Below are 25,476 nucleotides of genomic sequence, written 5' to 3' on the forward strand. Positions count from 1 at the left end.
AGAGGGCCCATGAACATCGTCAATATGATGTGGGCGGGCGGAACGCCGTACATGTCCATCCACAAGGTGCATCGGCAAGTGCTTTCGCACGCCGGTACCGATGCCCGGATCAGTAACTGGTTGCTGCTGGGTAGCGGGCTGTGCTGTGGGCTCGGTTCGACACGGGAATGGCACATGCCACCCCGGGCGTTGAAAGGGCGGCATCTGTGGCGCCTGCTGCGGCCGTGGTTGCGCATGCGTTTGCGCAAGGCGCTGACCGAGGCCAAGGCAGAAATCGTATTGCTTGACGGTATTGGCGTCGCACGGCTGGTACTGCCGCTGCTGCAAACCATTCCACAGGTGCGGGCCAAGGTGCTGTTCCATGGCAAGACCCGCCTGAACAGCAGTGATATTCGCCTGTTGAGTATGCTTCCGGCCGAGCGTCTGAGCATCGCAGCAGTGTCGCGTACGCTTGCCGAGGCGCTGGAGCATGACCTGGGCAGGCCGGTGCAGACCCTGCGCATGGCGCTCGACCCGCTGGCGTTCGTCGAACCGTTGCTGAGCCGGGACAAGGCCAGGCAGGCGCTGCAGCTGCCTCAGGCCGAAGGGGTGACGCTGGGCGCGGTCGGGCGGTTGGTAGAGAGCAAAGGCTTCGAAATGCTGATCGAGGCATTCGCCAAGGCCATTGCAAGGCAACCTGGCCTGCAGCTGGCGATCATTGGTGAGGGGCCGCAGCATGCCGTGCTGCAGGAGCGTATCGATGCGCTGGGCCTGGCTGGGCGGGTTCATCTGCGCGGTCACCGCGAGGACCTGCAGCAGCTCTATCGGGCATTCGACTGGCTGTTGGTGCCTTCGCGTTCCGAGGGCCTGGGGCTGGTAGTGCAAGAGGCGGTGATGGCCGATGTACCGGTGGTGTGCAGTGACCTGCCGGTGTTTCGCGAGCAGTTGCGTGACACCGGTGGCTACCTGCCCGTTGCCGACGAGAGCGCCTGGGCTGAAGCGATCGAGCGTTGCACAGCCCTCAGCGCCCCGGCGGTAGCTGCGCGGCAGCGTCAGGCGCTGGCGCCGGAGCAAGCCTGGCAGGCCTTCTGCACCGGCTCGCAGAGCCTGTTGCGCAACTGACGCTCAGCGCGCCAGCAGGGCTGCCTCGAAGGCGGCCAGGGGGAATCGGTCGCCCAGGTTCTCCCGCTCGATATAGCGCACCATATGCTGCACATTGCGACGAATCATGCGGGCCGACAGCGGCGGGCGCAGGAAGCGCATGTCGGCCACATCGATCAGGCCCAGGTGCTGGTCAGGGGTAACCACGACATTGCCCAGGTGCAACGAGCGAAAGTACACGCCGCTGTGGTGCAGCTGGCGCACCAGCTGGATCAGCTGCGGCAGATACGTGTCCCAGCTGAAGCCTTCATCGCGCGACAATTGCAGCAAGGTGCGCCCGGGTAGCGGCCGATACAGCACAGCAGTGCGGCCTGGCTGGTCGAGCTTGTGCTGGCTGATCACCTCGAGGGTGGGGATACCCAGTTGCGCCAGGCGCGCGGCGTTATCGACGAAGCGCTGTGAGTAGGGGCGCAGCAGTGCAGATGAAATCAGCCGCTTCCTGCGAAAAACCTTGAGGAAATTACCATCCGCGAGCAGGTAGACTTTGGCGCCATGGCTGTCTGCCTCAAGCACCTGTGCGCCTTGTGTCAGCTGATCGAAGTCGACCTGGGTGAGCCGGGAGCATTGCATGAATAGAGCCTTGTAGTCTGGCGAGCAAAATGACCGGTAATAATGCCGAAAATAATGCTGTAGCACCATGGAAGGTGCCTTTGATTCATCGGGGGAAATGGATGCTGTATCAAAAAAACTGGGCGCGGGCCTGGTTGGGGTTGGGCCTGGTCTGGTTCCTGGGGGCGATTGCCTTGGCGCCGAGCAACAAGATTTATCAGCAAGGCCTGGTGTTGTTCCTGTGGCTGCCTACGTTGGTGCTGGCATGGTCGGCCCGCGCGGTACTGGTGCAAGCCTGGAAGCGTCAGCCGGCGTTGTGGATGAGTGTGCTGCTGCTGTTGGCCTGGAGTGGCCTGAGCCTGGCCTGGTCGCCCGCAGAGGACTCGGGGCGCGAGATCAAGCGCCTGCTCTACATTCTGGTGTTCCTGCTGGCGTTCCCGCTGCTGGCCCAGCTGGGCCTGGCAAAGGTTCGCCAGCTGTTGCTGCTTGGTAGCGGCCTGCTGGCCATCGCGGCACTGGTCTCTATCGTCAACTTCTATGGTTTGCAGGGTAAGTATTTGCTGGCCCGTCTGGCCGGCATTGGCGAGATATCACATCCCATTCTGGGTGCTTATGTCATTGGCTCGGCCGTACTCTTCCTGCTTTATGAGCCACCGCAGCGGCGTGGCCTACAGCTGCTGTGGCTGGTTGCACTGGCTTGCCTGGGGGCTTTTGCCATGCTCAGCCAGAGCCGTGGCGCGCTCCTGGCACTGGTACTCACCGTCACCATGGCACCGCTGTGGTTCCGTGACCGCCACAGCCAGGTGTTTTCCATCCTGGCAGTCATTGCAACCGGCCTTGCTGTTTCTGCGATGTATGACCTGATCGCCATGCGCGGCTCATCCTTCCGGCCGGAAATCTTCCATGCCGTGGTCGACATGATTGCCGCGCACCCCTGGACCGGCCTGGGCCTGGGTGCTGGCTACGACGTGACTGCGGTGGGCAGGCACTTCGACCACACCCACAACATGTTTACCCACGTTGCCGTGGAGATGGGCCTGCCTGGCATGCTGCTATGGGTCTTGGTGTGGTTGTTCACGCTGGGTGAAATCATTCGCGTGCGCGGCACCTTGTTCGGCAAGATCCTGCTGAGCTTCTGGGTGTACTCGACCCTGGCGATGCAGTTCGATGCCGCCAGCCTCACCGGTACGCCGCGTGCCGAATGGTTTATCAGCTGGCTGCCTGTCGGCCTTGCCATGATGCTGCCATGGGGGCGTGCCGAAAATGACGCCTGTGGTAAAATTTCCGGTTCAACCTGAACAGCGAGCTCGATAATGGCCGAAACCCCGCGACCGGCGGAGCACACCTCCAGCCTGAAGATCTACTTCCGGCTGTTGGGCTATGTGAAACCCTATGTCGGTATTTTCCTGCTGAGCATTGTCGGTTTCGTGATCTTTGCCTCGACCCAGCCGATGCTGGCCGGCATCCTGAAGTACTTTGTTGACGGGCTGAGCAACCCTGAAGCGGTGTTGTTCCCCAATGTCCCCTACCTGCGCGACCTGCAATTGCTGCAGGCTGTGCCGTTGCTGATCATCCTGATCGCTGCGTGGCAGGGCCTGGGGTCGTTCCTTGGTAACTATTTCCTGGCCAAGGTTTCCCTGTGCCTGGTGCACGACCTGCGCGTGGAGTTGTTCAACAAGCTGCTGGTACTGCCCAACCGCTACTTCGACAACCACAACTCCGGGCACCTCATTTCGCGTATCACCTTCAACGTGACCATGGTCACAGGTGCCGCCACCGATGCAATCAAGGTTGTCATCCGTGAAGGCCTGACCGTGGTGTTCCTGTTTGCCTACCTGCTGTGGATGAACTGGCACCTGACCTTGGTCATGGTCGCCATCCTGCCGGTGATCGCGGTTATGGTCAGCATCGCCAGCAAAAAATTCCGCAAACAGAGCAAGAAGATTCAGGTGGCCATGGGCGACGTCACCCACGTCGCGTCGGAAACCATCCAGGGTTACCGCGTGGTGCGCAGCTTCGGCGGCGAGGCCTACGAACAGCGGCGTTTCAGCAAGGCCAGCCAGAGCAACACCGACAAGCAGCTGCGCATGACCAAGACCGGCTCGCTGTATACGCCGATGCTGCAGCTGGTGATCTACAGTGCCATGGCCGCGCTGATGTTCCTGGTGCTGTTCCTGCGCGGTGAGTCTACCGCCGGTGACCTGGTGGCCTACATTACCGCTGCCGGCTTGCTGCCCAAGCCGATTCGCCAGTTGTCAGAAGTCAGCTCGACCATTCAGAAGGGCCTGGCGGGTGCAGAAAGCATCTTCGAGCAACTGGACGAAGAGCCTGAACTGGACACTGGTACTGTCGAGAAAGACCGCGTGGAAGGGCGCCTGGAAGTGCGCAACCTGAGCTTCACCTACCCGGGTACCGAGCGTGAAGTGCTGAGCGACATCAGCTTTGTTGCCGAGCCTGGGCAGATGATCGCCCTGGTCGGCCGCTCTGGCAGCGGCAAGTCGACCCTGGCGTCGCTGATCCCGCGCTTCTATCACCATGACCAGGGGCAGATCCTGCTCGATGGCGTGGAGATCGAGGATTACCGCCTGCGCAACCTGCGCCGCCACGTTTCGCAGGTGACCCAGCACGTCACCCTGTTCAACGACACTGTGGCCAACAATATTGCCTATGGCGATCTGGCGGGTGCCCCGCGCGCAGACATCGAAGCCGCTGCGGCCGATGCCTATGCCAAGGAGTTCGTCGACCGCTTGCCGAAGGGCTTCGACACCGACGTAGGTGAGAACGGCGTGCTGCTCTCCGGCGGCCAGCGCCAGCGCCTGGCCATTGCCCGGGCATTGCTGAAAAACGCGCCACTGCTGATTCTCGACGAGGCCACCTCGGCCCTGGATACCGAATCCGAGCGGCACATCCAGGCTGCCCTGGACCACGTGATGCAAGGGCGCACCACGCTGGTGATCGCCCACCGCCTGTCGACCATCGAGAAGGCTGACCAGATCCTGGTCATGGACCAGGGGCGTCTGGTGGAGCGTGGCACCCACGCCGAACTGCTCGCGGCCAATGGCCATTATGCCCGCCTGCACGCCATGGGCCTGGATGAGCCGGTCAAGGCCGATATCACCTGAGTCCTCCCTGATCGGGGCCGTAACGGCCCCGATTGTCACGGGAATTTTCTGGGGGCGATCTGGCCATAAAGCCGTCGTCTACCCTGTGCTAATATCCTGCCCCTGTTCATTATTTCCATATGGGTTGCCCATGAAGTTGTCCATGCCGCGTTTCGATCAAGCCCCGGTTCTGGTGGTCGGCGATGTCATGCTCGACCGCTACTGGCATGGCGGTACTTCGCGTATTTCGCCTGAAGCGCCAGTGCCGGTGGTCAAGGTCGATCAGATCGAGGATCGCCCCGGCGGCGCGGCCAACGTTGCCTTGAACATCGCCGCCCTGGGCGCACCGGCGTCGCTGATCGGCGTTACCGGCCAGGACGAGGCCGCCGACAGCCTGGCCAACAGCCTTCAGGCTGCGGGCGTGCGTTCGGTGTTCCAGCGCATCGCGCACCAGCCGACCATCGTCAAGCTGCGGGTCATGAGCCGTCACCAGCAGCTGCTGCGTATCGATTTCGAAGAGCCGTTCGCCACCGACCCGCTGTCGCTGGGTGCCGAAGTCGACAGCCTGCTCGAAGGCGTCAAGGTGCTGGTCTTGTCGGACTACGGCAAGGGCGCATTGAAGAATCACCAAAGCCTGATCCAGGCAGCGCGGGCCAAGGGCATTCCGGTGCTGGCCGACCCCAAGGGCAAGGATTTCTCCATCTACCGCGGCGCCAGCCTGATCACCCCGAACCTCAGCGAGTTCGAGACCATCGTTGGCCGTTGCGCCGATGAGGCCGAGCTGGTCGCCAAGGGCTTGCAGCTGCTGCAGGACCTGGACCTGGGCGCCGTGCTGGTAACCCGTGGCGAGCACGGTATGACCCTGCTGCGCGTTGGCCAGCCGGCGCTGCACCTGCCGGCGCGGGCGCGTGAAGTGTTCGATGTGACCGGTGCCGGTGATACCGTCATTTCCACCCTCGCGGCGGCCATTGCGGCTGGCGAGGACCTGCCCCACGCGGTGGCCCTGGCCAACCTGGCGGCCGGCATCGTGGTCGGCAAGCTGGGTACGGCTGCGATCAGTGCCCCGGAACTGCGCCGGGCGATCCAGCGTGAAGAAGGTTCCGAGCGCGGCGTGCTGGGCCTGGAGCAACTGCTGCTGGCCATCGATGACGCGCGGGCGCACAACGAGAAGATCGTCTTCACCAATGGCTGCTTCGACATCCTGCATGCCGGGCACGTCACCTACCTGGAACAGGCGCGGGCCCAGGGTGATCGGCTGATCGTCGCGGTCAACGACGACGCTTCGGTCAGCCGTTTGAAAGGTCCGGGCCGACCGATCAACAGCGTAGACCGGCGCATGGCCGTGCTGGCCGGTTTGGGCGCGGTGGACTGGGTGATCAGCTTCCCTGAAGGCACCCCGGAAAACCTGCTGAGCCAGGTCAAGCCGGATGTGCTGGTCAAGGGTGGCGACTATGGCATTGATCAGGTAGTGGGCGCTGATATCGTCAAGGCGTATGGCGGCACTGTGAAGGTGCTGGGCCTGGTCGAGAACAGCTCGACTACCGCGATTGTCGAGAAGATTCGCAAGAACTGATACAGCCGGGGCCGCTTTGCAGCCCAATCGCCGGCAAGCCAGCTCCCACAGGTACAGCGCAAGCCTTGAGAATTGCGCAGGCCTTGTGGGAGCTGGCTTGCCGGCGATTGGCTGCGAAGCAGCCCCAGGGATTCACTTGTGAAGTGAGGTGCGGGCCCGCTCCAGCAATGCCCGGGCCTTGTCGCCAAACCGCTGCAGGTGCGATGCCCGCGCCGGCTTGCTCTCCACCAGCCCCTGCTGCTTCACCCAGTCCTTCCAGCGCACCCGCTCGTCCGTCACTACCCAGCCTTCCTGCCGGGCAAAACTCTCGGCCAGGTACAGTCCGCGTGTGCTCGCCGGCACCAGCTCATCCTTCTTCAGCGTATACAACTCCGCCAGCGGGTGACCGTCCTTCAACGGCATCAGGTACAGGTCTGGCCGTTTGCGGTTGAGCCGCGCTACCAGCTGGCCGTCCTCCAGCCGCTCATCGACGTGGAACAGGCTGAGTTTCTTGGCTTCACGAGGCACCTGCAGGCGCATGTCGTAGATCAGTTGCAGCGAGGCGGTGGGCAAGTGCACATAGGCCCTTGGCCGCTCCAGCAGCATCAGGTTGCCGCAGTGCACGGGCCGGGCGGCACCGGACTCGGGGGCCAGCAGGAAGTGCGGTGTTTCGCGGTAGTGCAGGGCAGCGGCGTATGGGACGGGCAGCCAGGTATCGTTGAAGCGCCCGCCTAACCAGCCTTCCGGGGTTTCCAGCAGGCATTCCTCAGCCACTTCCTGAACAGCCGTGTGCAACGGCAGGTTCAGCTCCTGCGCCGGTACATACCCAGAAATCAGTTTCAGCACCACATCGCCACGGTCTTGCCGACGCTGGCGCACCAACACCCAGTAATCTCGGTTTTGCCAATGCAGGGTAAGGCGCACCGACACACCCAGGTTGGCCAGTTCGACCACGAAGCGCTGCGTGTCGGGCAGCTGGATGGCCTTGCGCCGCTGTTGGGTCTGGGCAAAGTTCAGCGGCATGCCGATGCTCTGGTAGATCAGGCCTTCGGGTGTGGCTTCGACATGCAGTGGCAGTGTCTTGAAGTTGCTCGGGTTCTTGCGGATCAGCGTTCGCGCCACGAGGCTCCTCCTTGCGTCGGGTCATTCTCCTGGCCCTTGGTGGGCCAGGGGCAACTCAGTGCTGGCCCAGGATGCGGGCGACGGTGGCCACGTTGTGGGCCAGGTGCAGCGGATTGATGGTGCCGACGATAGCACTGCTGACGCCCGGGTGGGCGAACAGCAGCTCGAAGCTCGCCTGCACCGGGTCAACGCCCGGGGCCAGGCAGACATGCCCGCTGGCCAGGGCCTTCTTTACCAGGATGGCCTTGCCGTGTTCGGCAGCGTAGTCCAGCACCGGGCGTTCTGCCTGCTCGTTGAGGTTGTAGGTAACCATGGCGCAGTCGCCTTGTTCCAGTGCTTTCAGGCCACCGGCCACGGTCTTGCCGGACAGGCCGAAGCCGAGGATCTTGCCCTCTTGCTTGAGCTCCGCCAGGGTCTGGTAGACCTCCTGCTGTTCGAGGATCGCCAGGTCGTTGCCGTCGGAATGCACCAGCACCAGTTCGATGCGGTCGGTTTCCAGGCGGCGCAGGCTGCGCTCTACCGAAAGACGGGTGTGGGCGGCACTGAAGTCGAAGTGCGACTGGCCGTTGTCGAATTCTTCGCCGACCTTGCTGACGATCACCCACTCATCGCGTTGGCCGCGCAGCAGCGGGCCCAGGCGTTCTTCACTGCGGCCATAGGCGGGGGCGGTGTCGATCAGGTTGATACCCAGCTGGCGGGCCTGGGCCAGCAGCATGCGGGCTTCGCCATCGTCGGGGATGGTGAAACCGGTGGGGTACTTCACACCTTGGTCGCGGCCCAGCTTGACCGTGCCCAGGCCCAGTGGCGAAACCTGGAAACCGGTGCTGCCCAGCGGGCGTTGGAAGTCGTGCAGGGTGGGCAGGCTCATGGCAGCAGTTGCTCCCAGGCCGGCACGCCCAGAGGGGGGCGTGGCAGGTCGGCCAGGTCGGCTTGTGCCTGCGGGCGGATGCCGTCGCGCTCCAGATGGGCGATGACCCGGTCACTGAAGTCCGGTGCCAGGGCCAGCTTGGTCGGCCAGCCCACCAGCAGGCGCTGCTGGTCGGCAAGGAAGGCGTTGTCCGGGCGTACCAGGCCGGATTGCGCAGGTTCGGCGCGGTCGACGCGCAGGGTGGCCCAGCGCACCAGGCTCTGGTCAACCCATGGCAACAGGTTGGCGATTTCCTTCTGTGCCGCAGCAATCTGCGCTGCAGGCTCGCGCGCTACGCCATCGGCTTCCGCCAGGTCGCCGCCGAGGTACCACACCCACTGGCCATCGGCTGCCGGGTGGGTGGTTACCGTCACCCGTGGCTTGGGCCCGCCACCGAGGCAGTGGGCGTACAAAGGTTTGAGGTTCGGGCCCTTGGCCATGACCATGTGCAGCGGGCGTGTTTGCATGGCGGGCTGGTCCAGGCCCAGCGCCTGCAGCAAACCTTCGGTGCCGGCTCCGGCGCTCAACACGATGCGCTGGGCACGGATTTCCCGGTCAACCACGCGCAGGCCGACCAAGGCATCACCTTCACGCAATGGTTCGATGCGCTCACCTGCAAGCAAGGAGTCGCCGGCCAGCTCGGCCAGGTTGGCCAGCAGGCTCGGGACATCAATCACCAGTTCTGCCAAGCGATAGACCTTACCCTTGAAGGCGCGGTCCTGCAGCGCGGGCGGCAGCTGGTCGCCCTTGACCTGGTCGACCCGGCCGCGTACGGCCTTGCTGGCGAAGAAACTGGTGAGGTTGCCGGCCAGGGTGCCGGGTGACCACAGGTAGTGGGCATCGGAGAGCAGACGGGTACGGCCGAGGTCGAGTTCGCCGTCGCCAGCCAAGGCCTCACGCCAGCGGCGCGGCATGTCGGCGATGGCTTCCGAAGCGCCGGTAAGGGCACCGTGCAGGGCGTACTTGGTGCCGCCGTGGATAATGCCCTGCGACTTTATCGTCTGCTCACCGCCAAGGCTGGCGCGTTCCACCAGCACTGTCGAGTAGCCCTGACGGCGCAGGCGGGCATTGAGCCAGAGGCCTGCGACCCCGGCGCCGACGATCAGCACGTCAGTGGAAATGGCAGATGGCATGGCGGTACCTCGAAGACTGGGACAGCTGGCAAGTATACAGGCTATACCTGTGAGGGCCCTATCGCCGGCAAGCCAGCTCCCACAGGGATAGTGCAGAGTCTGCAACTTCCACTATCCCTGTGGGAGCTGGCTTGCCGGCGATGAGGCGCGCACAGGTTGTCTCAATGCCCGGCTGTCTTGGAAAACAGCTGAATCACCACCACCCCACCCACAATCATGGCCATGCCCAGCATCGCCGGCACATCCAGCTTCTGCCCATAGATCACCAGCGCCGCCACACTGATCAGCACAATCCCCAGCCCCGACCAGATGGCGTAGGCGATTCCCACCGGAATGCTGCGCACCACCAGGGTCAGCATCCAGAACGCAATGCCGTAGCCAACCACCATCAGCAGCAGGGGCAGTGGCGTGCTCAGGCCTTTCACTGCTTTCATGGAGGCAGTGGCGATGACTTCGGCGCAGATGGCGATGGCGAGATAGGTATAGGCATTCATGGCGGGGTCCTCTGGTAACTGGTCGGGCATTCTAGACCTTGCCCAGATGCGGTAAAGTCATTACCTATCAGATATGGGGATAGGTTGATGGCTGAGCAATGGAACCTGGAGCAGCTGCGAATTTTTCTGCGCGTCGCCGAGTTGCGCTCCTTTTCTGCCGTTGCCCGCGAACAACGCAAGGCTCAATCGGCGATCAGCAATGCCATCGCCCTGCTGGAAGCAGACCTGGGTGTCACGTTGTTCGAGCGCAGCAGCGGCCGGCAACCGAAGCTGACCGAAAATGGCAGCGCGTTGTTGGAAGATGCCCGCGAACTGTTGCGTCAGTGCGAGCACCTGGATGGCCGTGCCCTGGCCCTGATGCGCGGGCAGGAGGCCTTGCTGCGGGTTGCCCAGGACGAAGCCATGCCTTACCAGCCGGTGATCGACAGCCTGGACGAGCTGGCCAGCCGCTACCCGTTCCTGGAGGTGCAACTGGCCAGCGGTGCCCAGGGCGATGTGGCGCGCAAGCTGGTGGAGCGGCGCGCCGACCTGGGCCTGTTCTTCCACCACGAAAGCATCCCGGCATCGCTGGAGCGGCGGGCGCTGGGCAGTGTGGAGATGGTCACGGTTTGCGCAGTCGGCCACCCGCTGGCGGGCGAAGGCCGGGTCACCCGCCAGCAACTGGCGCGCCACCGGCAGTTGCTGATCACGCCACAACAAAGCGGTTACCCAGGCGGCGAGGCGATCAGCCCGCAGGTATGGCGTGCCGACAGCTTCTACGCCATGGCCGAACTGCTGATGCGCGGCCTGGGCTGGGCCTGGTTGCCGCGGCACGTGGTGCAGTACCCGACCTACCAGGCGCACATGGTCGAGCTCGATAGCGAGTGGCGCCCGCCGGCGCTGGTGGCGGAACTGGCCTGGCGCCGTGATGCGCCCCTGGGGCCGGCCGCCCAGTGGCTGGCCGAGCGCTTTGCGGTGCACCTGCGCGCGATCGGGTAAACTCCGGCGCCATGAACAGAACACTCTATACCTTGCTGTTTCACCTGGGCCTGCCGCTGGTTGCGCTGCGCCTGTACCTGCGCGCACGCAAGGCGCCTGCCTATGGGCAACGTATCGGCGAGCGCTTTGCTTGCAAGCTGCCGGCAATGCGCCAGGGCGGCATCTGGGTACATGCTGTGTCGGTTGGCGAGAGCATTGCCGCCGCGCCCATGGTGCGTGCCTTGCTCAAGGCCTACCCGGAATTGCCGATCACGCTTACCTGCATGACACCGACCGGTTCCGAGCGTATTCGCGCCATGTTCGCCGACGAACCACGCGTACAGCATTGCTACCTGCCCTACGATCTGCCGTGGGCGGCCGGACGATTTCTCGACCATGTGCAGCCGAAGCTTGGCATCATCATGGAAACCGAGCTGTGGCCCAACCATATCCACCAGTGCGCCAAACGCGGGATTCCGGTAGCGCTGGCCAACGCGCGATTGTCCGAGCGTTCGGCACGCGGCTACGGGCGCTTTGCCAAACTGACTCGGCCGATGCTGGCGGAAATGAGCCTGATCGCCGTGCAGACCGAAACCGAGGCACAACGCTTCCGTGCCCTGGGGGCGCGCCCTGAGTGCGTGCAGGTCACGGGCTCGATCAAGTTCGACCTGAAGATCGATGAGCAACTCCTACCGCGTGCCAGGGCATTGCGTAAGCATTGGGGGGCCGAACAGCGCCCGGTGTGGATTGCCGCCAGTACCCATGACGGCGAGGATGCGCTGATTTTGCAGGCGCATCGGCAGTTGTTGCAGGTGCATGGCGATGCCTTGCTGATCCTGGTGCCGCGCCATCCCGAGCGATTCAATGCGGTGCATGCGCTGTGCAGCGAGCAATTCACCACTGTGCGCCGTTCTTCGGCAGCGCCGGTCGATGCGCAAACCCGCGTGTTGCTGGGCGACACCATGGGCGAACTGCTGTTCCTGTATGCCCTGGTCGACATTGCCTTCGTCGGTGGCAGCCTGGTGCCGACCGGTGGGCACAATCCGTTGGAGCCTGCGGCGCTGGCCTTGCCGGTGCTCATGGGGCCACATGTGTTCAACTTCCTCGAAATCAGCGCGATGCTGCGCGAGGCGGGTGGGTTGCAGCAGGTTGATGATGCTGACGGGCTGGCCGGTGCGGTGCGCCGTCTGGTGGAACTGCCGCAGGACGCCCAGCGCATGGGCGAGGCGGGCAGGGCGGTGATGCGGGCCAATCAGGGCGCGTTGCAGCGCTTGCTCGATGGCCTGGATGCGCTTATCCGCTGACTTTTGCACTGGCTTCTTCGCGGGCTCGCCCGCTCCCACAGGCCTGATGCAGGGTTCGAGGGCTGTGCAAACCCTGTGGGAGCGGGCGAGCCCGCGAAGAAATCATCACCTAACTCAAGGGCGGCGCTCAAAGTTCTTGGCCGCTGCTGCAGCCAGGTCTGGCGGCAGGAAGTCCTTGTCCGGGTTGTAGTCCGGTTTCAGGTAGCGCTTGAGGTCCTGCAGGTCTTGCGGGCTGAGGGTGCCGGCCGCCTGCTTCAGGCTCAGGTTGTCGAGGATGTAGTCATAGCGGCTGTTGTTGTAGTCGCGCACCGAGGTGTACAGCTGGCGCTGGGCATCGAGCACGTCGACGATGTTGCGGGTACCCACCTGGTAGCCGATTTCGGTGGCTTCCAGCGCGCTCTGGTTGGAGATGATCGACTGCTTGCGTGCTTGCACCTGTTCCACATCGGTGTTCACCGCGCGGTGCAGGTTGCGGGTGTTTTCCACCACTTGGCGGCGCAGGCTTTCACGTTGCTGTTCGCTCTGGCTCAGCCGCTGGTAGGCCTCGCGTACCTGCGAGCTGGTCAGGCCACCGCTGTAGATCGGGATGTTCAACTGCAGGCCAACACTGGTCTGTTCCACGTCGCCGCTGTAGCGCACGCCCAACTGCGAAGGGTTGGTAAAGCCGAGGTTGTCGTTGTCACCCTTCTGGTACTTGGCCACTGCATCCAGGGTCGGCGCATGGCCGGCCTTGCGCTGGCGCAGGGTCTCTTCGGCGGCGGAAACCGCATAGTTGGTGGCCAACAGGTTGAGGTTCTGGCGGCCGGCGGTTTCGACCCAGGCCTTGGCGTCGTTTGGCGTTGGTACCTGCACCGGCAGGGTATGCACCACGCCTTGAATCGAGGTGTATTCACGGTTGGTCAGGGTGACCAGCGCTTCAAAGGCATCCTGCACCTGGCGCTCGGCGATGATCCGGTTGGCACGGGCCGTGTCATAGCTGGCCTGGGATTGCAGCACGTCGGTCTTGTCCGACAGGCCCACATCGAAGCGTTCGTTGGACTGGTCCAGCTGGCGCTTGAACGCGGATTCCTCGGCCTTGGTGGCGGCCAGGTTGTCCTGCGCGCGCAGCACGGCGAAGTAGTTTTGCGCGGTTTGCAGGATCAGGTTCTGTTCAGTGGCCGACAGCTCCAGCGCGGCCTGTTCGTTGACTGCTTCGGCCGCCTGCAACTGGAACCAGCGATCAGCGCGGAAGATTGGCTGGGCCAAGGTCGCGCTCCATGAGTTGCCGCTGCGGTTGGAGGTGATGGAAGGCTCGTCCAGCTTGGTGCGGGTGTTCAGCATTTCGGCATCGGCCGAGAGGTTTGGCAGCAGCCCGGCGCGGGCCTGCGGTACCACTTCGCGGCGGGCGCCATAGTCGGCGCGTGCCGCAGCCAGGTCGGCGTTGTTGTCTACCGCTTCCTGATAAACGCTGACCAGGTCGGTTTTGACTGTCGAGGGCACGTCCACTGCCCAGGCCACTCCGTTGGACGCACAAGACACGGCAATCGCCAGTGAGAGTTTGCGCAGCATAGAGGCAATCCTTGTACGAAATTTAATTACTGAACTGTTGAGTATCGAGTGACGGGCCAGTGTAGTGCCATGCGCCCCTGGCAACAATCGCCCGGTATGCCTTTCATCAACCGCGCATTTACCCGCTTGGCTTTGCCGACCACTCCAGTCTAGACTGCGCATGTTCTTGTCGGGGTGCCTTGAAGCAAAGGCTGAGATCGCAGAGGTGCGGATCCCGTTGAACCTGATCAGGTTAGCGCCTGCGTAGGGAACAAGATTGCTCGCCTTCCCGGGGAGCCTCTTGTGCCAGGTCCGGGAATGTCGCAGCTGCATGCAGCTTCAGGCACCCCCATATCCGGCACTGCACTCGTCCATGGGTGCGTCCGCGCTTTTCAGGTTCTCCCCGACATTCCACTGCTAGGAAGCCGTCTGGAGAGCCTGTGATGACCAAGCAAGAAAAAGCGATCAACCTCAGCGAATCGGCACAAGTCGATCAGCAGTCCGTGCAACCGTTCCCGCGCTCGCGCAAGATCTATGTCGAAGGCTCGCGCCCGGACATCCGCGTGCCCATGCGTGAAATCAGCCTGGACGATACCCCGACCGATTTCGGCGGCGAGACCAACGCGCCGGTACTGGTCTACGACACGTCCGGCCCGTACACCGACCCCGACGTGATCATTGATGTGCGCAAGGGCCTGGCCGACGTGCGTTCGGCGTGGATCGAGGCGCGCGGTGACACCGAGCGCCTGGGCGGGCTCAGTTCCGACTTCGGCCAGCAGCGCCTGAACGACGCCGAACTGGCCAAGCTGCGTTTCGCCCACGTGCGCAACCCGCGCCGTGCCAAGGCTGGCGCCAACGTCTCGCAGATGCACTATGCCCGTCAGGGCATCATCACCGCCGAGATGGAATACGTCGCCATCCGCGAGAACATGAAGCTGCAAGAAGCCCGCGCTGCTGGCCTGCTGAACGAGCAGCACGCCGGCCACAGCTTCGGTGCCAACATCCCGAAAGAAATCACCCCCGAATTCGTCCGCCAGGAAATCGCCCGTGGCCGCGCGATCATTCCGGCCAACATCAACCACCCGGAAGTGGAGCCGATGATCATCGGCCGCAACTTCCTGGTGAAGATCAACGGCAACATCGGCAACAGTGCCCTGGGGTCCTCGATCGAGGAAGAAGTGGCCAAGCTGACCTGGGGCATCCGCTGGGGCTCGGACACGGTCATGGACCTGTCCACCGGCAAGCACATTCACGAAACCCGCGAGTGGATCATCCGCAACTCGCCGGTGCCGATTGGTACCGTGCCGATCTACCAGGCCCTGGAAAAGGTCAACGGCGTGGCCGAAGACCTGACCTGGGAGCTGTTCCGCGACACCCTGATCGAGCAGGCCGAGCAGGGCGTGGACTACTTCACCATCCACGCCGGTGTGCTGCTGCGCTATGTGCCGCTGACCGCCAAGCGCGTCACCGGCATCGTCAGCCGCGGTGGCTCGATCATGGCCAAGTGGTGCCTGGCGCACCACAAGGAAAACTTCCTGTACACGCACTTCGACGAGATCTGCGAAATCATGAAGGCCTACGACGTCAGCTTCTCGCTGGGTGACGGCCTGCGCCCCGGCTCGATCGCCGACGCCAACGACGCTGCGCAGTTCGGTGAGCTGGAAACCCTCGGCGAGCTGACCAAGATTGCCTGGAAGCACGACGTGCAGTGCATGATCGAAGGCCCGGGCCACGTGCCGATGCAGTTGATCAAGGAGAACATGGACAAGCAGCTGGAGTGCTGCGACGAGGCGCCGTTCTACACCCTCGGCCCGCTGACCACCGACATTGCACCGGGCTACGACCACATCACCTCGGGCATTGGTGCGGCGATGATCGGCTGGTTCGGTTGCGCCATGCTCTGCTACGTCACGCCCAAGGAGCACCTGGGCCTGCCGAACAAGGACGACGTCAAGACCGGCATCATCACTTACAAGATCGCCGCCCACGCCGCCGACCTTGCAAAGGGCCACCCAGGCGCGCAGATTCGCGACAACGCCCTGTCCAAGGCACGCTTCGAGTTCCGCTGGGAAGACCAGTTCAACCTCGGCCTGGACCCGGACACCGCCCGTGCCTTCCACGACGAGACCCTGCCGAAGGAGTCGGCAAAGGTTGCGCACTTCTGCTCGATGTGCGGGCCGAAGTTCTGCTCGATGAAAATCACCCAGGAAGTGCGTGAGTACGCTGCCAAGATCGAGGCCGTGGATGTGACGGTCGAGCAAGGCATGCGTGAGCAGGCCGAGCGTTTCCGCCAGGAAGGCAGCCAGCTGTACCAGAAAGTGTAAGAACGCTGGGGCCGCTGTGCGGCCCCTTCGCGACACAAGGCCGCTCCCACAGGGACCGCACAAGGTTCAAGGCCTGCGCGGCCCTTGTGGGAGCGGCCTTGCGTCGCGATTCGAGGACGAAGTCCTCGCCAAGAACACCAACAACATTGCCGGCGAGCGCCAACCATGACATCACCCAGCCAGTTCTCCCCCGACCACCCGGTCCCCACCCACCAGCGCATCTTCGGCGCCCGCGACCTGTTCTCGCTGTGGTTCTCCCTCGGCATCGGCCTGATGGTGCTGCAAGTCGGCGCCATGCTCGCCCCAGGCCTTGGCCTTGCCGGCGCGGTGCTGGCCATCGCCTTGGGCACCGGCGTGGGTGTGCTGTTGCTGGGCGCCGCCGGTGTCATCGGCAGCGACACCGGTCTTTCGGCCATGGGCACCCTGAAGCTCAGCCTGGGCAGCCATGGTGCGCGCTTGCCGGCTGTGCTCAACCTGCTGCAACTGGTAGGTTGGGGCGCATTCGAGATCATCGTCATGCGCGATGCCGCCAGCCTGCTGGGCGCGCGCGCGTTCGGCGAAGACAGTGCCTGGAACAGCCCGATGCTCTGGACCCTGTGTTTTGGAGCCCTGGCTACCTTGCTGGCCGTCAGCGGGCCGCTGGCCTTCGTACGCAAGGTGCTGCGCGCCTGGGGTATCTGGGTGCTGCTGGGGGCTTGCCTGTGGCTGACCTGGAATCTGTTCGCCAAGGCCGACCTGGCCGAACTGTGGGGCCGCGCCGGTGACGGTTCGATGTCGCTGGCCGTGGGCTTCGACATCGTCATCGCCATGCCGCTGTCCTGGCTGCCGCTGATCGCCGACTACTCGCGCTTCGCCCGCAACGGCAAGCACGTGTTCGGCGGCACGGTCATTGGCTATTTCATCGGCAACACCTGGCTGATGAGCCTGGGCGTGGCCTACACCCTGGCCTTCGCTGCCAGTGGCGAGGTCAATGCCCTGCTGCTGGCCCTGGCCGGCGCCGGCATGGGCATTCCGTTGCTGCTCATTCTGCTGGACGAGTCGGAAAAGGCCTTCGCCGACATCCACTCGGCAGCGGTTTCCACCGGCGTGCTGGTGCCTGTGAAGGTCGAGCACCTGGCGCTGGCCATCGGCGTGCTGTGCACCCTGATCGCCCTGCTGGCGCCACTGGCCCAGTACGAGAACTTCCTGCTGCTGATCGGTTCGGTGTTCGCGCCGCTGTTCGGCGTGGTGTTGATGGACCACTACGTGGTTCGTCGTCGCCGCTTGCCGGCACAGGTCGGCGGCTTGCACTGGCAGGCGCTGGTGGCCTGGTTTGCGGGGGTGGCGGTCTACCACCTGATTGCCGCGCAGGCACCGGAACTGGGGGCTACCCTGCCAGCATTGCTGCTGGCAGGTGTGCTGCATGGGTTACTGAGCCTTAGCCGCGGCCGGGAAACAGTTCAGGCTTGAGTACGCCATTCAGGCGTGGGTAGGGGATCTTCAGTTCCACGTGGCCCATGGAATAGGGCGCGATGGCATAGACCTCGTACTTGACCACTACTGCGCCGTACGTCAGGGCGATGTGCGGCGACTTCTTGAACGGCCAGGTTTTGACGAACTCGGCGTCCTTGTCCATGCCCACGCTCATAAGCCAGGCGCGGTGCGACTCCTCGACGGTTTTCCAGAAGGTGTCCTCCTGGCCTGGCACCAGCATGTCCTGCAGGGTCAGCACCTTGTCCAGCTTGCGCGAATAGTTGATGAAGCCGCGCCCAGGCATGCCGTGGGCGCCACCGCTGTCCAGGTAGCTGGACAACTCGATGATCACCAGCCCGTCATGCTGCTCACGTACCTTGGCTTGTAGATAACTGCTGTTACGTTTGTCGGCACTGGCCAGGTATTGCTGTTCGTAGGCCTGCAAGGTGCTTGGCGCGGTGCCATGCTGATTGTCTTCGGTCAGTTGCAGCAGGCGTTTTTCGACGATGCCGTCGAGCGCGGGCAGGGCCGGGAAGTGGACCATGTCGATGTTCACCAGCGGGCAGTCGGTTTCGCTGCAGCCGGGTTTGACATGCTCCCAGGCGTCGCGCTTGACCTCGAGCGGGGCCCGGTAGTTGGGCGTGAACAGGCTCTGGCAGGCGCCCAGAGCGAGTGCCAGCACGGCCACGGAAGTCAGTTTGACAAGTGTCATGATGATCCTTGCAGAACAGGGAAAAGTCGGCCTTTGACCGTCTGCGCGGCCTTCAGTTCGCCACTAAGCTAACAGAGTGAAGACGCGCTGTCCCGAGTGTGCGAACGGTTGCCGGAAAGGGGTGAAACGCGAAAGCGTGCAGAGTAGGATGGCGCGATGCGGTAATTGAGGTAATGAGGATTTCCATGTCAGACACGTTGAATTCGGTGCCCAAGGCGGTCGAGATCGTCAAGCGGGCCAACTGCTTCCAGGGGTTCTACAAGCTCGACAAGGTGCACCTGCGCCACGAGCTGTTTGCCGGGGGTATGGGCCGCGAGATCAGCCGCGAACTGTTTGTGCGCCATGATGCGGTGTGTGTGCTGCCTTACGACCCGTTGCGCGACGAAGTGGTGCTGATCGAGCAGTTCCGCGTCGGCGCACTGGACAAGGTCGCCAACCCCTGGCTGATCGAGATGGTTGCCGGGCTGATCGACAAGGATGAGCAACCCGAGGAAGTCGCCCACCGCGAAGCCGAGGAAGAAGCCGGCCTGACGTTCAGCGCCTTGTGGCCGATGACCCGCTACTTCCCGTCGCCGGGCGGCAGTGACGAGTACGTTCACCTGTTCCTTGGCCGTTGCAGCAGCGAGGGCGCGGGCGGGCTGCATGGCCTGGAAGAAGAGGGCGAAGACATCCGCGTGCGCGTGTGGTCGTTCGAGGATGCCTTGCAGGCGGTGCGCGACGGGCGCATCTGCAACGCGGCGACTATCATCGGCTTGCAATGGCTGGCGCTGAACCGTGACGAAGTACGAGGTATGTGGAAGTGAACCTGCTGCGCGAGCGCTATCGAGTCGACCTGGTCGGGCTGCAGGCTGCCTGCGAGGCCAACTACGCCCGGCTGATGCGCCTGTTGCCCGACATGCGTACCACCCAGAGCTCGCGCCGCATCGGCATGACCCAGGGCGACCAGATGCTCGGCGTGCTGGTACTGGACGTGGTGCTGGCCTGCCCGTACACCACCACCCTGCATGTGCGCCAGGAGCACAGCCTGCCGTGGCTGCCGGTGCCGCACCTGGAAGTGCAGGTGTACCATGATGCACGCATGGCCGAAGTGGTCAGCGCCGAACATACCCGGCGCCTGCGCAGTATTTACCCGTATCCGAATGAGGCCATGCACCAGCCGGACGAAAAGGCCCAGCTCAACCTGTTCCTCGGTGAATGGCTGAGCCACTGCCTGGCTTGTGGCCACGAACTGGCAAGCGTTCGCTGACATGTACCCAGACAACACGCGCCCTGTTCATGTGGTGCAACTGACCGACGCACATCTTTTCGCCGACCCGGCCGGCAGCATGCTGGGCCTCAATACCCGTGACAGCCTGCGCCATGTGGTGGCCCAGGTGCGGCGCGAGCAACCGCTTGTCGACTTGCTGTTGTGCACGGGTGATCTGTCCCAGGACGCCAGCGTTGCCTCTTATGAAGCGTTCCGGGATCTGACTGCGCCGTTTGCCGTGCCCACCCGCTGGTTGCCGGGCAACCACGACGAGGCCCGGGTCATGGCACAGGTGGCGCCGCAGTTGGTGCAGGCGGTGACGGATATTGGCGCATGGCGGGTAGTCATGCTCAACACCGCCGTGCAAGGGGCCACCCATGGGTTTCTGGAAGATGGTCAGTTGGCCCTGCTGGAAACAGCCTTGGAGGAGGCTGGTGGGCGACATTGCCTGGTGTGCTTGCACCATCAGCCGGTGGACATCGGTTGCGCCTGGATCGCGCCGATCGGCCTACGCAATGCCCTGGCCCTATTCTCGGTCGTGGAGCGTTATCCACAGGTTCGCGCCTTGCTGTGGGGCCACGTGCACCAGGAGTGGGATGAATGGCGTGGTGGCCGTCGCCTGCTGGCCACCCCCTCGACCTGTATTCAGTTCGCGGCGCGCAGCGAGGACTTTCAGGTAAGTCTGGAGCAGCCTGGTTACCGTTGGTTGCGCCTGCACGCAGACGGGGGGATCGATACCGGAGTAGAGCGAGCGCAGGACTTCGTCGTAGCGCTGGACTTTGATAGTCCAGGATATTGAGCGGGCTGTAGTCTCTCATGGTGTACGTCAATATAGATTTATTGCCGCAGTGTATGGCGTTTTGCATTCACGCCTATTGACTGCAGGAATTTTAAGGGTGCAGCCATTGTATCGAGTCCCGCCGCGCTTTCATGATAATGCCCTGTGTCATTGCTCAGGCTATAACCTGACTGATCCTTCATGATCATTCCGGCGGAGATGACTTCTTTGTTACCAGTTGCCAAGTAATTAAGGTGGGGGTGAGCGAAATCTACCGCTTTACTGGTTTCTCCAATGATAAATTCTGCCTCACTGGTAAAAATGAATTTTTGCGCCCTTTTGTTTACGTTTTGTAGGTCATGCGCACTGCCGACAATACTGAAGTTTGCCGCACTGACATCTTGTTTAGCCTGTAAGGCCAAGAGACTTCGGCCAGGTCTCTCAGGCAACTGACTCTGCAGGACACGATGATGCTGTAGCCCTTCCTTCAAGACAAAGGCTCGTCTGCGTTCAACGAATGTGGAGGCATAGATATTTAGCCGGTTTTTTGTATGAGCCAGGCTCATCGGGACGGGAGCATGCCCGTCGGGGTCCTTGAAATTTATCGGATCGCCCGCCAGGGCTGCGTAGCTATTCAATCCGCCTCTGCCAAAGGGTGACGCGTTGTCGCTACTGAAAAATCTTCTCAGGGCCGGGCTGTAGCAGCGATACCCATTGCCCAGCAGATACAGGTTGAAGCCTGGCAGCAGATATTCACCGTGATAACCCAGTTGTGCAACTTTGGTTGAGGGAGGGGCAGAATAGCCATAAGGGCAGTAATGCCTGTTTTTAGGCGCATGCGCAGGGAGTAGATTTTTCACTAGAATGTCCTCTCTCTTGGTTCGGGATAATCATGCTATTAAATCCGGATCCTGCAACTGTTAGAAATGCCAGGCGCCTATAGGCCAGGTTGTTATTGCCCTTTTTCAATGTCGATGATGTCAGCAAGCGAAATGAGCTGGAGTCTTGCCGGAGGTGCGAATTTGTGGCCAAGTCTGTCCTGCTACGCCAAAACCCGGCGAACGCGCTACACTGCGCGTCCCTGCGCCCGCATCATCAGGCGCGAAGCCACAGATTCCGGGGGCAGCATGTCGGGTTCCATCCTCTATATCCATGGCTTCAACAGCTCGCCGCTTTCGACCAAGGCGCGCCAGCTCGAAGCCGTGATGCAGCAACTGGGCCGGTCGGCCCAGCTACGTGTGCCCGCCTTGCATCACCACCCGCGGCAGGCTATCGCCCAGCTTGAAGCCGCCATCGCCGACCTGGGCGCGCCATTGCTGGTGGGCAGTTCGCTCGGCGGCTACTATGCCACCCATCTGGCCGAGCGCCATGGCCTCAAGGCCCTGCTGGTGAACCCGGCGGTAACGCCATACAAGCATTTTGACGGGTACCTGGGCACTCAGCGCAATCACTACAGCGGTGAAACCTGGGAACTGACCCACGATCACGTACAGGCCCTGGCCGAGCTGGAAGTGCCGGCCCCGGTAGATGCCAGCCGCTATCAAGTGTGGCTGCAGACGGCCGATGAAACCCTGGACTATCGCCACGCCGAGCGCTATTACCGTGCATGTGCCCTGCGTATACAGGCTGGCGGCGACCACGGTTTCCAGGGCTTCGCCGAGCGCCTGCCGGCTCTGCTGGCTTTTGCCGGCATTGCTCGCGGGCAGTATGCGGCGCTCGATTTTTCTGTATTTTGACTTTTTTGCACTCACCAGACTGACGACGAGACCCTATGGCCAATCCCAGCGCTAGCGCCTATAACGCAGACGCCATCGAAGTCCTCTCGGGCCTTGACCCGGTCCGCAAGCGGCCGGGCATGTACACCGATACCAGCCGCCCCAACCACCTGGCCCAGGAAGTCATCGACAACAGTGTCGACGAAGCCCTGGCCGGCCACGCCCGTTCGGTGCAGGTCATCCTGCATGCCGACCACTCGCTGGAAGTCAGCGACGATGGCCGTGGCATGCCAGTGGACATCCACCCGGAAGAAGGCGTGTCCGGGGTCGAGCTGATCCTTACCAAGCTGCACGCCGGCGGCAAGTTCTCCAACAAGAACTACCAGTTCTCCGGTGGTTTGCACGGTGTGGGTATCTCGGTGGTCAACGCCCTGTCGACCCAGGTGCGCGTGCGCGTCAAGCGTGACGGCAACGAATACCAGATGACCTTCGCCGATGGCTTCAAGGCCAGCGAGCTGGAAGTGGTCGGCTCGGTCGGCAAGCGCAACACCGGCACCAGCGTGTACTTCAGCCCCGACCCCAAGTACTTCGACTCGCCCAAGTTCTCCATCAGCCGCCTCAAGCATGTGCTCAAGGCCAAGGCCGTGCTGTGCCCGGGCCTGCTGGTCAGCTTCGAGGACAAGGCCAGTGGCGAGAAGGTCGAGTGGCACTACGAAGACGGCCTGCGTTCCTACCTGGTCGATGCGGTCAGCGAGTTCCAGCGCCTGCCTGACGAGCCGTTCTGCGGCAGCCTGGCGGGCAACAAGGAAGCCGCAGACTGGGCCTTGCTGTGGTTGCCAGAAGGTGGCGACAGCGTCCAGGAAAGCTACGTCAACCTGATCCCCACCGCTCAGGGCGGCACCCATGTCAACGGCCTGCGTCAGGGCCTGCTGGATGCCATGCGCGAGTTCTGCGAGTTCCGCAATCTGCTGCCGCGCGGCGTGAAGCTGGCGCCTGAGGACATCTGGGAGCGCATCTCTTTCGTGCTCTCGATGAAAATGCAGGAGCCGCAGTTCTCCGGGCAGACCAAAGAGCGCCTGTCCTCGCGCGAGGCGGCTGCCTTTGTTTCCGGCGTGGTCAAGGACGCCTTCAGCCTGTGGCTGAACGCCCACCCCGAGCTGGGCATGCAACTGGCCGAGCTGGCTATCAGCAACGCCGGGCGCCGCCTCAAGGCCAGCAAGAAGGTCGAGCGCAAGCGCATTACCCAAGGCCCGGCGCTGCCTGGCAAGCTGGCCGATTGCGCCGGCCAGGACCCGATGCGCGCCGAGCTGTTCCTGGTCGAGGGTGACTCGGCAGGTGGCTCGGCCAAGCAGGCACGGGACAAGGAGTACCAGGCGATCCTGCCGCTGCGCGGCAAGATCCTCAACACCTGGGAAGTGGACGGTGGCGAAGTCCTGGCCAGCCAGGAAGTGCACAACATCGCCGTGGCCATCGGCGTCGACCCGGGCGCCACAGACCTGGCGCAACTGCGCTACGGCAAAGTCTGCATCCTCGCCGACGCCGACTCCGACGGCCTGCACATTGCCACGTTGCTGTGCGCGCTGTTCGTCCAGCACTTCCGGGCGCTGGTCGAGGCCGGGCATGTGTACGTGGCCATGCCGCCGCTGTACCGCATCGACCTTGGCAAGGAAATCTACTACGCCCTCGACGAAGCCGAACGTGACGGTATCCTCGACCGCCTGGTGGCCGAGAAGAAGCGCGGCAAGCCACAGGTCACCCGCTTCAAGGGTTTGGGCGAGATGAACCCGCCACAGCTGCGTGAAACCACCATGGACCCGAACACCCGGCGCCTGGTGCAGCTGACCCTGGACGACGTTGAGGCCACCTGCGAGCTGATGGACAAGCTGCTGGCCAAGAAGCGCGCCGGTGACCGCAAGAGCTGGCTGGAGACCAAAGGCAACCTGGCCGAGGTCATGGTTTGATTCGGCAAGTACTTGCCGTTTGCCTTGCGCTGGTTACCTTGCCTGCCCTGGCGGGTAACTGGCCGGAGCTGAAGCTCAGTGCCGAGCACCCGATCGACGGCATGCGTGGTGGCAACCTGTCTGGCCTGGTGGAGTGCCGGGGCGGGCTTTGGGGCGTGTCCGATCGCGACGATGACCTCATCTACCGCTTCGACCAGCAAAAGCCGACCTGGCGCGCGCAACCGCTGACCTTTACCCCGCCACCGCCGCCAGAAAGCGGCCTGCCTTGGGGCCTCAAGTCGCGCAATTGGGCGGCGTCGTACATTCGCGGGGGCGAGCTGGATTTCGAAGGCATCACCTGTGACCAGGCGGGTAACCTGTACTTGGCCAGCGAAGCCCATGCCGCCGTGTTGCAGTTACCGCTGGAAGGCGAGCCGGACTGGCTGAAGATCGACCCGGCCATGGTGCGCCAGGCCCGTGCCAGCGGCATGCTGCTGAACTTCAATGCGCTGTTCGAGGGCTTGGCGATCAACCCGGCGGGCGATCGCCTGTGGCTGGCCGCAGAACGCGAGCGCCGTGGCCTGGTGGCCATCGAGCGCCAGCAATCGGTGTGGACTTGCGGGCGCAGCTGTGTGCTGCTGAGCGAGGCCGGGGTGGAGATGCAGCCGGCGCAAATGCCCAGTGCCCGGGCACTGTCGCGCGATTTTGCCGACCTGGCCTGGTTCGAGGGCAAGCTGTTCACACTCGAACGCAATGCCTACCGGGTCTGCCGGCGTGATACCGACAGCGGCAAGGTAGAACGCTGCTGGTCGTTTGCTGCCGACGCCTTGGTCGAGGCCCGCCGTTACCCGCAACCGTTCGGCCTGGCCGAAGCCCTTGTGATCGATGCCAAGGGCGCCTGGATCGGCCTGGACAACAACAACGGCGCCCGCGACGATGGCGAAACGCGCCCGATCGTCTGGCGCTTTGATGCACCGGAAGGTGGCTGGAGCGCCAAGTCATGAGCCAGGCGCCGGGCAAACGGGCGGGCAGGGTGCTGATGGTCCTCGCGTGGGCGGCCGCGATGTTCCTTGCCACGCGCTTTTTCGGCCAGTGGGAAGACAGCAAGCGCAACCCCAATGCCCAGGTGCAATCCGAACACGGCGAGGGCTTTGTCGAAGTGCGCCTGCTGGGCAACGGCCAGGGCCACTTCATGGTGGATGGCGCCATCAACGGCCAGGCGGTGCATTTCATGCTCGACACCGGCGCCACCGATGTGGCGATCCCCGAGGCGTTGGCCCATGACCTGAACCTTGAGCGCGGCAGCCCGGTGCTGCTCAGCACCGCCAATGGCCGCGCCGAAGGCTACCGCACGCGCCTGGCCAGCCTGCAACTGGGCGATATCCGGCTGCAGGACGTACGCGCCACCGTGGTGCCGGGCCTGGACGGGCCCATCGTACTGCTGGGCATGAGTGCCCTGAAACAACTTGAATTTACCCAGCGCGGCGGCACCATGCTGTTGCGCCAGAACCTGAAATGACGAG

The 25,476-nt window shown here is 63.2% G+C and carries 23 protein-coding genes and 1 riboswitch; of the genes, 15 read left to right on the plus strand and 8 right to left on the minus strand.

Annotated features, from left to right (window positions below; translation table 11 throughout):
• The first annotated feature begins 9 nt into the window (after positions 1 to 9).
• A complete protein-coding gene (locus E8E78_RS25330) occupies positions 10 to 1,101 on the plus strand; it encodes a glycosyltransferase (RefSeq protein ID WP_049277149.1) in 1,092 nt (363 codons plus the stop codon).
• A 3-nt stretch (positions 1,102 to 1,104) separates the two neighbouring features.
• Here E8E78_RS25330 and E8E78_RS25335 read toward each other — a convergent pair whose 3' ends face one another.
• Positions 1,105 to 1,710: a toluene tolerance protein gene (locus E8E78_RS25335; protein ID WP_049277151.1), complete on the minus strand. Its 606-nt coding sequence runs from the start codon at positions 1,708 to 1,710 to the stop codon at positions 1,105 to 1,107.
• Between the two features lie 101 nt (positions 1,711 to 1,811).
• On the opposite strand from E8E78_RS25335, the gene E8E78_RS25340 reads away from it, so the two are divergent.
• The 3 genes from E8E78_RS25340 to hldE all read left to right on the plus strand — a co-directional run bounded on the left by E8E78_RS25340 (position 1,812) and on the right by hldE (position 6,363).
• On the plus strand, positions 1,812 to 2,987 hold the full coding sequence (locus tag E8E78_RS25340; RefSeq protein WP_049277153.1) for an O-antigen ligase family protein: 1,176 nt from the start codon (positions 1,812 to 1,814) through the stop codon (positions 2,985 to 2,987).
• A 15-nt stretch (positions 2,988 to 3,002) separates the two neighbouring features.
• The gene (msbA, locus tag E8E78_RS25345) at positions 3,003 to 4,811 is read left to right on the plus strand and encodes a lipid A export permease/ATP-binding protein MsbA (protein ID WP_049277155.1); all 1,809 of its coding nucleotides are present in this window, start codon (positions 3,003 to 3,005) and stop codon (positions 4,809 to 4,811) included.
• Positions 4,812 to 4,941: 130 nt separating this feature from the next.
• Positions 4,942 to 6,363: a bifunctional D-glycero-beta-D-manno-heptose-7-phosphate kinase/D-glycero-beta-D-manno-heptose 1-phosphate adenylyltransferase HldE gene (gene hldE, locus E8E78_RS25350; RefSeq protein WP_016489480.1), complete on the plus strand. Its 1,422-nt coding sequence runs from the start codon at positions 4,942 to 4,944 to the stop codon at positions 6,361 to 6,363.
• A gap of 132 nt (positions 6,364 to 6,495) precedes the next feature.
• Here the strand turns inward: hldE and E8E78_RS25355 are convergent, their stop codons facing one another.
• The 4 genes from E8E78_RS25355 to E8E78_RS25370 form a co-directional block, all read right to left on the minus strand.
• Positions 6,496 to 7,464 (minus strand): hypothetical protein, encoded by a 969-nt coding sequence (locus E8E78_RS25355; protein ID WP_049277158.1) that lies wholly within the window; start codon positions 7,462 to 7,464, stop codon positions 6,496 to 6,498.
• Between the two features lie 55 nt (positions 7,465 to 7,519).
• Positions 7,520 to 8,332: an aldo/keto reductase gene (locus E8E78_RS25360; RefSeq protein ID WP_049277159.1), complete on the minus strand. Its 813-nt coding sequence runs from the start codon at positions 8,330 to 8,332 to the stop codon at positions 7,520 to 7,522.
• On the minus strand, positions 8,329 to 9,504 hold the full coding sequence (locus tag E8E78_RS25365; RefSeq protein WP_049277161.1) for an FAD-dependent oxidoreductase: 1,176 nt from the start codon (positions 9,502 to 9,504) through the stop codon (positions 8,329 to 8,331). The genes E8E78_RS25360 and E8E78_RS25365 overlap by 4 nt, the downstream gene beginning before the upstream one ends.
• Before the next feature lie 161 nt (positions 9,505 to 9,665).
• Positions 9,666 to 9,998 carry a multidrug efflux SMR transporter gene (locus E8E78_RS25370; RefSeq protein WP_008095055.1) on the minus strand — a complete coding sequence of 111 codons (333 nt, stop codon included), beginning with the start codon at positions 9,996 to 9,998 and terminating at the stop codon, positions 9,666 to 9,668.
• Between the two features lie 87 nt (positions 9,999 to 10,085).
• Here E8E78_RS25370 and E8E78_RS25375 point away from each other — a divergent pair, with 87 nt between their 5' ends.
• Positions 10,086 to 10,976 (plus strand): LysR family transcriptional regulator, encoded by an 891-nt coding sequence (locus tag E8E78_RS25375; protein ID WP_043198168.1) that lies wholly within the window; start codon positions 10,086 to 10,088, stop codon positions 10,974 to 10,976.
• 11 nt (positions 10,977 to 10,987) lie between these two features.
• Positions 10,988 to 12,259, plus strand: a complete 1,272-nt coding sequence (waaA, locus tag E8E78_RS25380) for a lipid IV(A) 3-deoxy-D-manno-octulosonic acid transferase (RefSeq protein WP_280314660.1) — start codon at positions 10,988 to 10,990, stop codon at positions 12,257 to 12,259.
• Between the two features lie 114 nt (positions 12,260 to 12,373).
• On the opposite strand, the gene E8E78_RS25385 is transcribed toward waaA, so the two are convergent.
• Positions 12,374 to 13,807 (minus strand): TolC family outer membrane protein, encoded by a 1,434-nt coding sequence (locus E8E78_RS25385; RefSeq protein WP_016501910.1) that lies wholly within the window; start codon positions 13,805 to 13,807, stop codon positions 12,374 to 12,376.
• 160 nt (positions 13,808 to 13,967) lie between these two features.
• Positions 13,968 to 14,074, plus strand: a riboswitch (TPP riboswitch).
• Between the two features lie 155 nt (positions 14,075 to 14,229).
• Here E8E78_RS25385 and thiC point away from each other — a divergent pair.
• Together thiC and cytX are read left to right on the plus strand one after the other, a co-directional pair.
• Positions 14,230 to 16,110, plus strand: coding sequence for a phosphomethylpyrimidine synthase ThiC (gene thiC, locus E8E78_RS25390; RefSeq protein ID WP_016501909.1), 1,881 nt, complete (start codon positions 14,230 to 14,232; stop codon positions 16,108 to 16,110).
• Between the two features lie 165 nt (positions 16,111 to 16,275).
• A complete protein-coding gene (gene cytX / locus E8E78_RS25395; protein ID WP_016501908.1) occupies positions 16,276 to 17,559 on the plus strand; it encodes a putative hydroxymethylpyrimidine transporter CytX in 1,284 nt (427 codons plus the stop codon).
• Here the strand turns inward: cytX and E8E78_RS25400 are convergent.
• Positions 17,528 to 18,274 (minus strand): RsiV family protein, encoded by a 747-nt coding sequence (locus E8E78_RS25400; protein ID WP_049277998.1) that lies wholly within the window; start codon positions 18,272 to 18,274, stop codon positions 17,528 to 17,530. The genes cytX and E8E78_RS25400 overlap by 32 nt on opposite strands.
• Before the next feature lie 185 nt (positions 18,275 to 18,459).
• Here E8E78_RS25400 and E8E78_RS25405 point away from each other — a divergent pair, with 185 nt between their 5' ends.
• Genes E8E78_RS25405 through cpdA form a run of 3 tightly spaced genes read left to right on the plus strand, consistent with a single transcriptional unit; the run spans position 18,460 to position 20,319 of the window.
• A complete protein-coding gene (locus E8E78_RS25405) occupies positions 18,460 to 19,077 on the plus strand; it encodes an NUDIX domain-containing protein (protein WP_016501906.1) in 618 nt (205 codons plus the stop codon).
• Positions 19,068 to 19,520, plus strand: a complete 453-nt coding sequence (locus tag E8E78_RS25410) for a DUF1249 domain-containing protein (RefSeq protein ID WP_016501905.1) — start codon at positions 19,068 to 19,070, stop codon at positions 19,518 to 19,520. Before E8E78_RS25405 ends, E8E78_RS25410 begins: the two co-directional genes overlap by 10 nt.
• A 1-nt stretch (position 19,521) precedes the next feature.
• The gene (gene cpdA, locus E8E78_RS25415; RefSeq protein ID WP_049277996.1) at positions 19,522 to 20,319 is read left to right on the plus strand and encodes a 3',5'-cyclic-AMP phosphodiesterase; all 798 of its coding nucleotides are present in this window, start codon (positions 19,522 to 19,524) and stop codon (positions 20,317 to 20,319) included.
• A 38-nt stretch (positions 20,320 to 20,357) separates the two neighbouring features.
• On the opposite strand, the gene E8E78_RS25420 is transcribed toward cpdA, so the two are convergent.
• A complete protein-coding gene (locus E8E78_RS25420; protein WP_230676091.1) occupies positions 20,358 to 21,158 on the minus strand; it encodes an RHS repeat-associated core domain-containing protein in 801 nt (266 codons plus the stop codon).
• Between the two features lie 267 nt (positions 21,159 to 21,425).
• Between E8E78_RS25420 and E8E78_RS25425 the strand changes: the two genes are divergently transcribed.
• The 4 genes from E8E78_RS25425 to E8E78_RS25440 are packed head-to-tail and all read left to right on the plus strand — an operon-like array spanning position 21,426 to position 25,472.
• Positions 21,426 to 22,034: a YqiA/YcfP family alpha/beta fold hydrolase gene (locus tag E8E78_RS25425; RefSeq protein WP_049277992.1), complete on the plus strand. Its 609-nt coding sequence runs from the start codon at positions 21,426 to 21,428 to the stop codon at positions 22,032 to 22,034.
• 35 nt (positions 22,035 to 22,069) lie between these two features.
• The gene (gene parE, locus E8E78_RS25430; protein ID WP_016501902.1) at positions 22,070 to 23,974 is read left to right on the plus strand and encodes a DNA topoisomerase IV subunit B; all 1,905 of its coding nucleotides are present in this window, start codon (positions 22,070 to 22,072) and stop codon (positions 23,972 to 23,974) included.
• Positions 23,971 to 24,957, plus strand: coding sequence for an esterase-like activity of phytase family protein (locus E8E78_RS25435; protein ID WP_280314651.1), 987 nt, complete (start codon positions 23,971 to 23,973; stop codon positions 24,955 to 24,957). Before parE ends, E8E78_RS25435 begins: the two co-directional genes overlap by 4 nt.
• Entirely contained in the window at positions 24,954 to 25,472 is a 519-nt protein-coding gene (locus E8E78_RS25440; RefSeq protein ID WP_049277990.1) for a TIGR02281 family clan AA aspartic protease, read from the plus strand. Before E8E78_RS25435 ends, E8E78_RS25440 begins: the two co-directional genes overlap by 4 nt.
• Positions 25,473 to 25,476: the final 4 nt, after the last annotated feature.

This window comes from Pseudomonas sp. BN505 (assembly GCF_029873175.1).
GTDB lineage: Bacteria > Pseudomonadota > Gammaproteobacteria > Pseudomonadales > Pseudomonadaceae > Aquipseudomonas > Aquipseudomonas putida.

What these genes read in the sequence shown, in the direction of transcription:
- cpdA (WP_049277996.1), top strand. Translation starts at nt 19,522, where the DNA reads ATGTACCCAGACAACACGCGCCCTGTTCATGTGGTGCAACTGACCGAC.
- parE (WP_016501902.1), top strand. Translation starts at nt 22,070, where the DNA reads ATGGCCAATCCCAGCGCTAGCGCCTATAACGCAGACGCCATCGAAGTC.
- E8E78_RS25425 (WP_049277992.1), top strand. Translation starts at nt 21,426, where the DNA reads ATGTCGGGTTCCATCCTCTATATCCATGGCTTCAACAGCTCGCCGCTT.
- E8E78_RS25340 (WP_049277153.1), top strand. Translation starts at nt 1,812, where the DNA reads ATGCTGTATCAAAAAAACTGGGCGCGGGCCTGGTTGGGGTTGGGCCTG.
- msbA (WP_049277155.1), top strand. Translation starts at nt 3,003, where the DNA reads ATGGCCGAAACCCCGCGACCGGCGGAGCACACCTCCAGCCTGAAGATC.
- E8E78_RS25375 (WP_043198168.1), top strand. Translation starts at nt 10,086, where the DNA reads ATGGCTGAGCAATGGAACCTGGAGCAGCTGCGAATTTTTCTGCGCGTC.
- E8E78_RS25365 (WP_049277161.1), bottom strand. Translation starts at nt 9,504, where the DNA reads ATGCCATCTGCCATTTCCACTGACGTGCTGATCGTCGGCGCCGGGGTC.
- E8E78_RS25440 (WP_049277990.1), top strand. Translation starts at nt 24,954, where the DNA reads ATGAGCCAGGCGCCGGGCAAACGGGCGGGCAGGGTGCTGATGGTCCTC.
- E8E78_RS25330 (WP_049277149.1), top strand. Translation starts at nt 10, where the DNA reads ATGAACATCGTCAATATGATGTGGGCGGGCGGAACGCCGTACATGTCC.
- cytX (WP_016501908.1), top strand. Translation starts at nt 16,276, where the DNA reads ATGACATCACCCAGCCAGTTCTCCCCCGACCACCCGGTCCCCACCCAC.
- thiC (WP_016501909.1), top strand. Translation starts at nt 14,230, where the DNA reads ATGACCAAGCAAGAAAAAGCGATCAACCTCAGCGAATCGGCACAAGTC.
- E8E78_RS25360 (WP_049277159.1), bottom strand. Translation starts at nt 8,332, where the DNA reads ATGAGCCTGCCCACCCTGCACGACTTCCAACGCCCGCTGGGCAGCACC.
- E8E78_RS25385 (WP_016501910.1), bottom strand. Translation starts at nt 13,807, where the DNA reads ATGCTGCGCAAACTCTCACTGGCGATTGCCGTGTCTTGTGCGTCCAAC.
- E8E78_RS25400 (WP_049277998.1), bottom strand. Translation starts at nt 18,274, where the DNA reads ATGACACTTGTCAAACTGACTTCCGTGGCCGTGCTGGCACTCGCTCTG.
- waaA (WP_280314660.1), top strand. Translation starts at nt 10,988, where the DNA reads ATGAACAGAACACTCTATACCTTGCTGTTTCACCTGGGCCTGCCGCTG.
- E8E78_RS25405 (WP_016501906.1), top strand. Translation starts at nt 18,460, where the DNA reads ATGTCAGACACGTTGAATTCGGTGCCCAAGGCGGTCGAGATCGTCAAG.
- E8E78_RS25335 (WP_049277151.1), bottom strand. Translation starts at nt 1,710, where the DNA reads ATGCAATGCTCCCGGCTCACCCAGGTCGACTTCGATCAGCTGACACAA.
- hldE (WP_016489480.1), top strand. Translation starts at nt 4,942, where the DNA reads ATGAAGTTGTCCATGCCGCGTTTCGATCAAGCCCCGGTTCTGGTGGTC.
- E8E78_RS25370 (WP_008095055.1), bottom strand. Translation starts at nt 9,998, where the DNA reads ATGAATGCCTATACCTATCTCGCCATCGCCATCTGCGCCGAAGTCATC.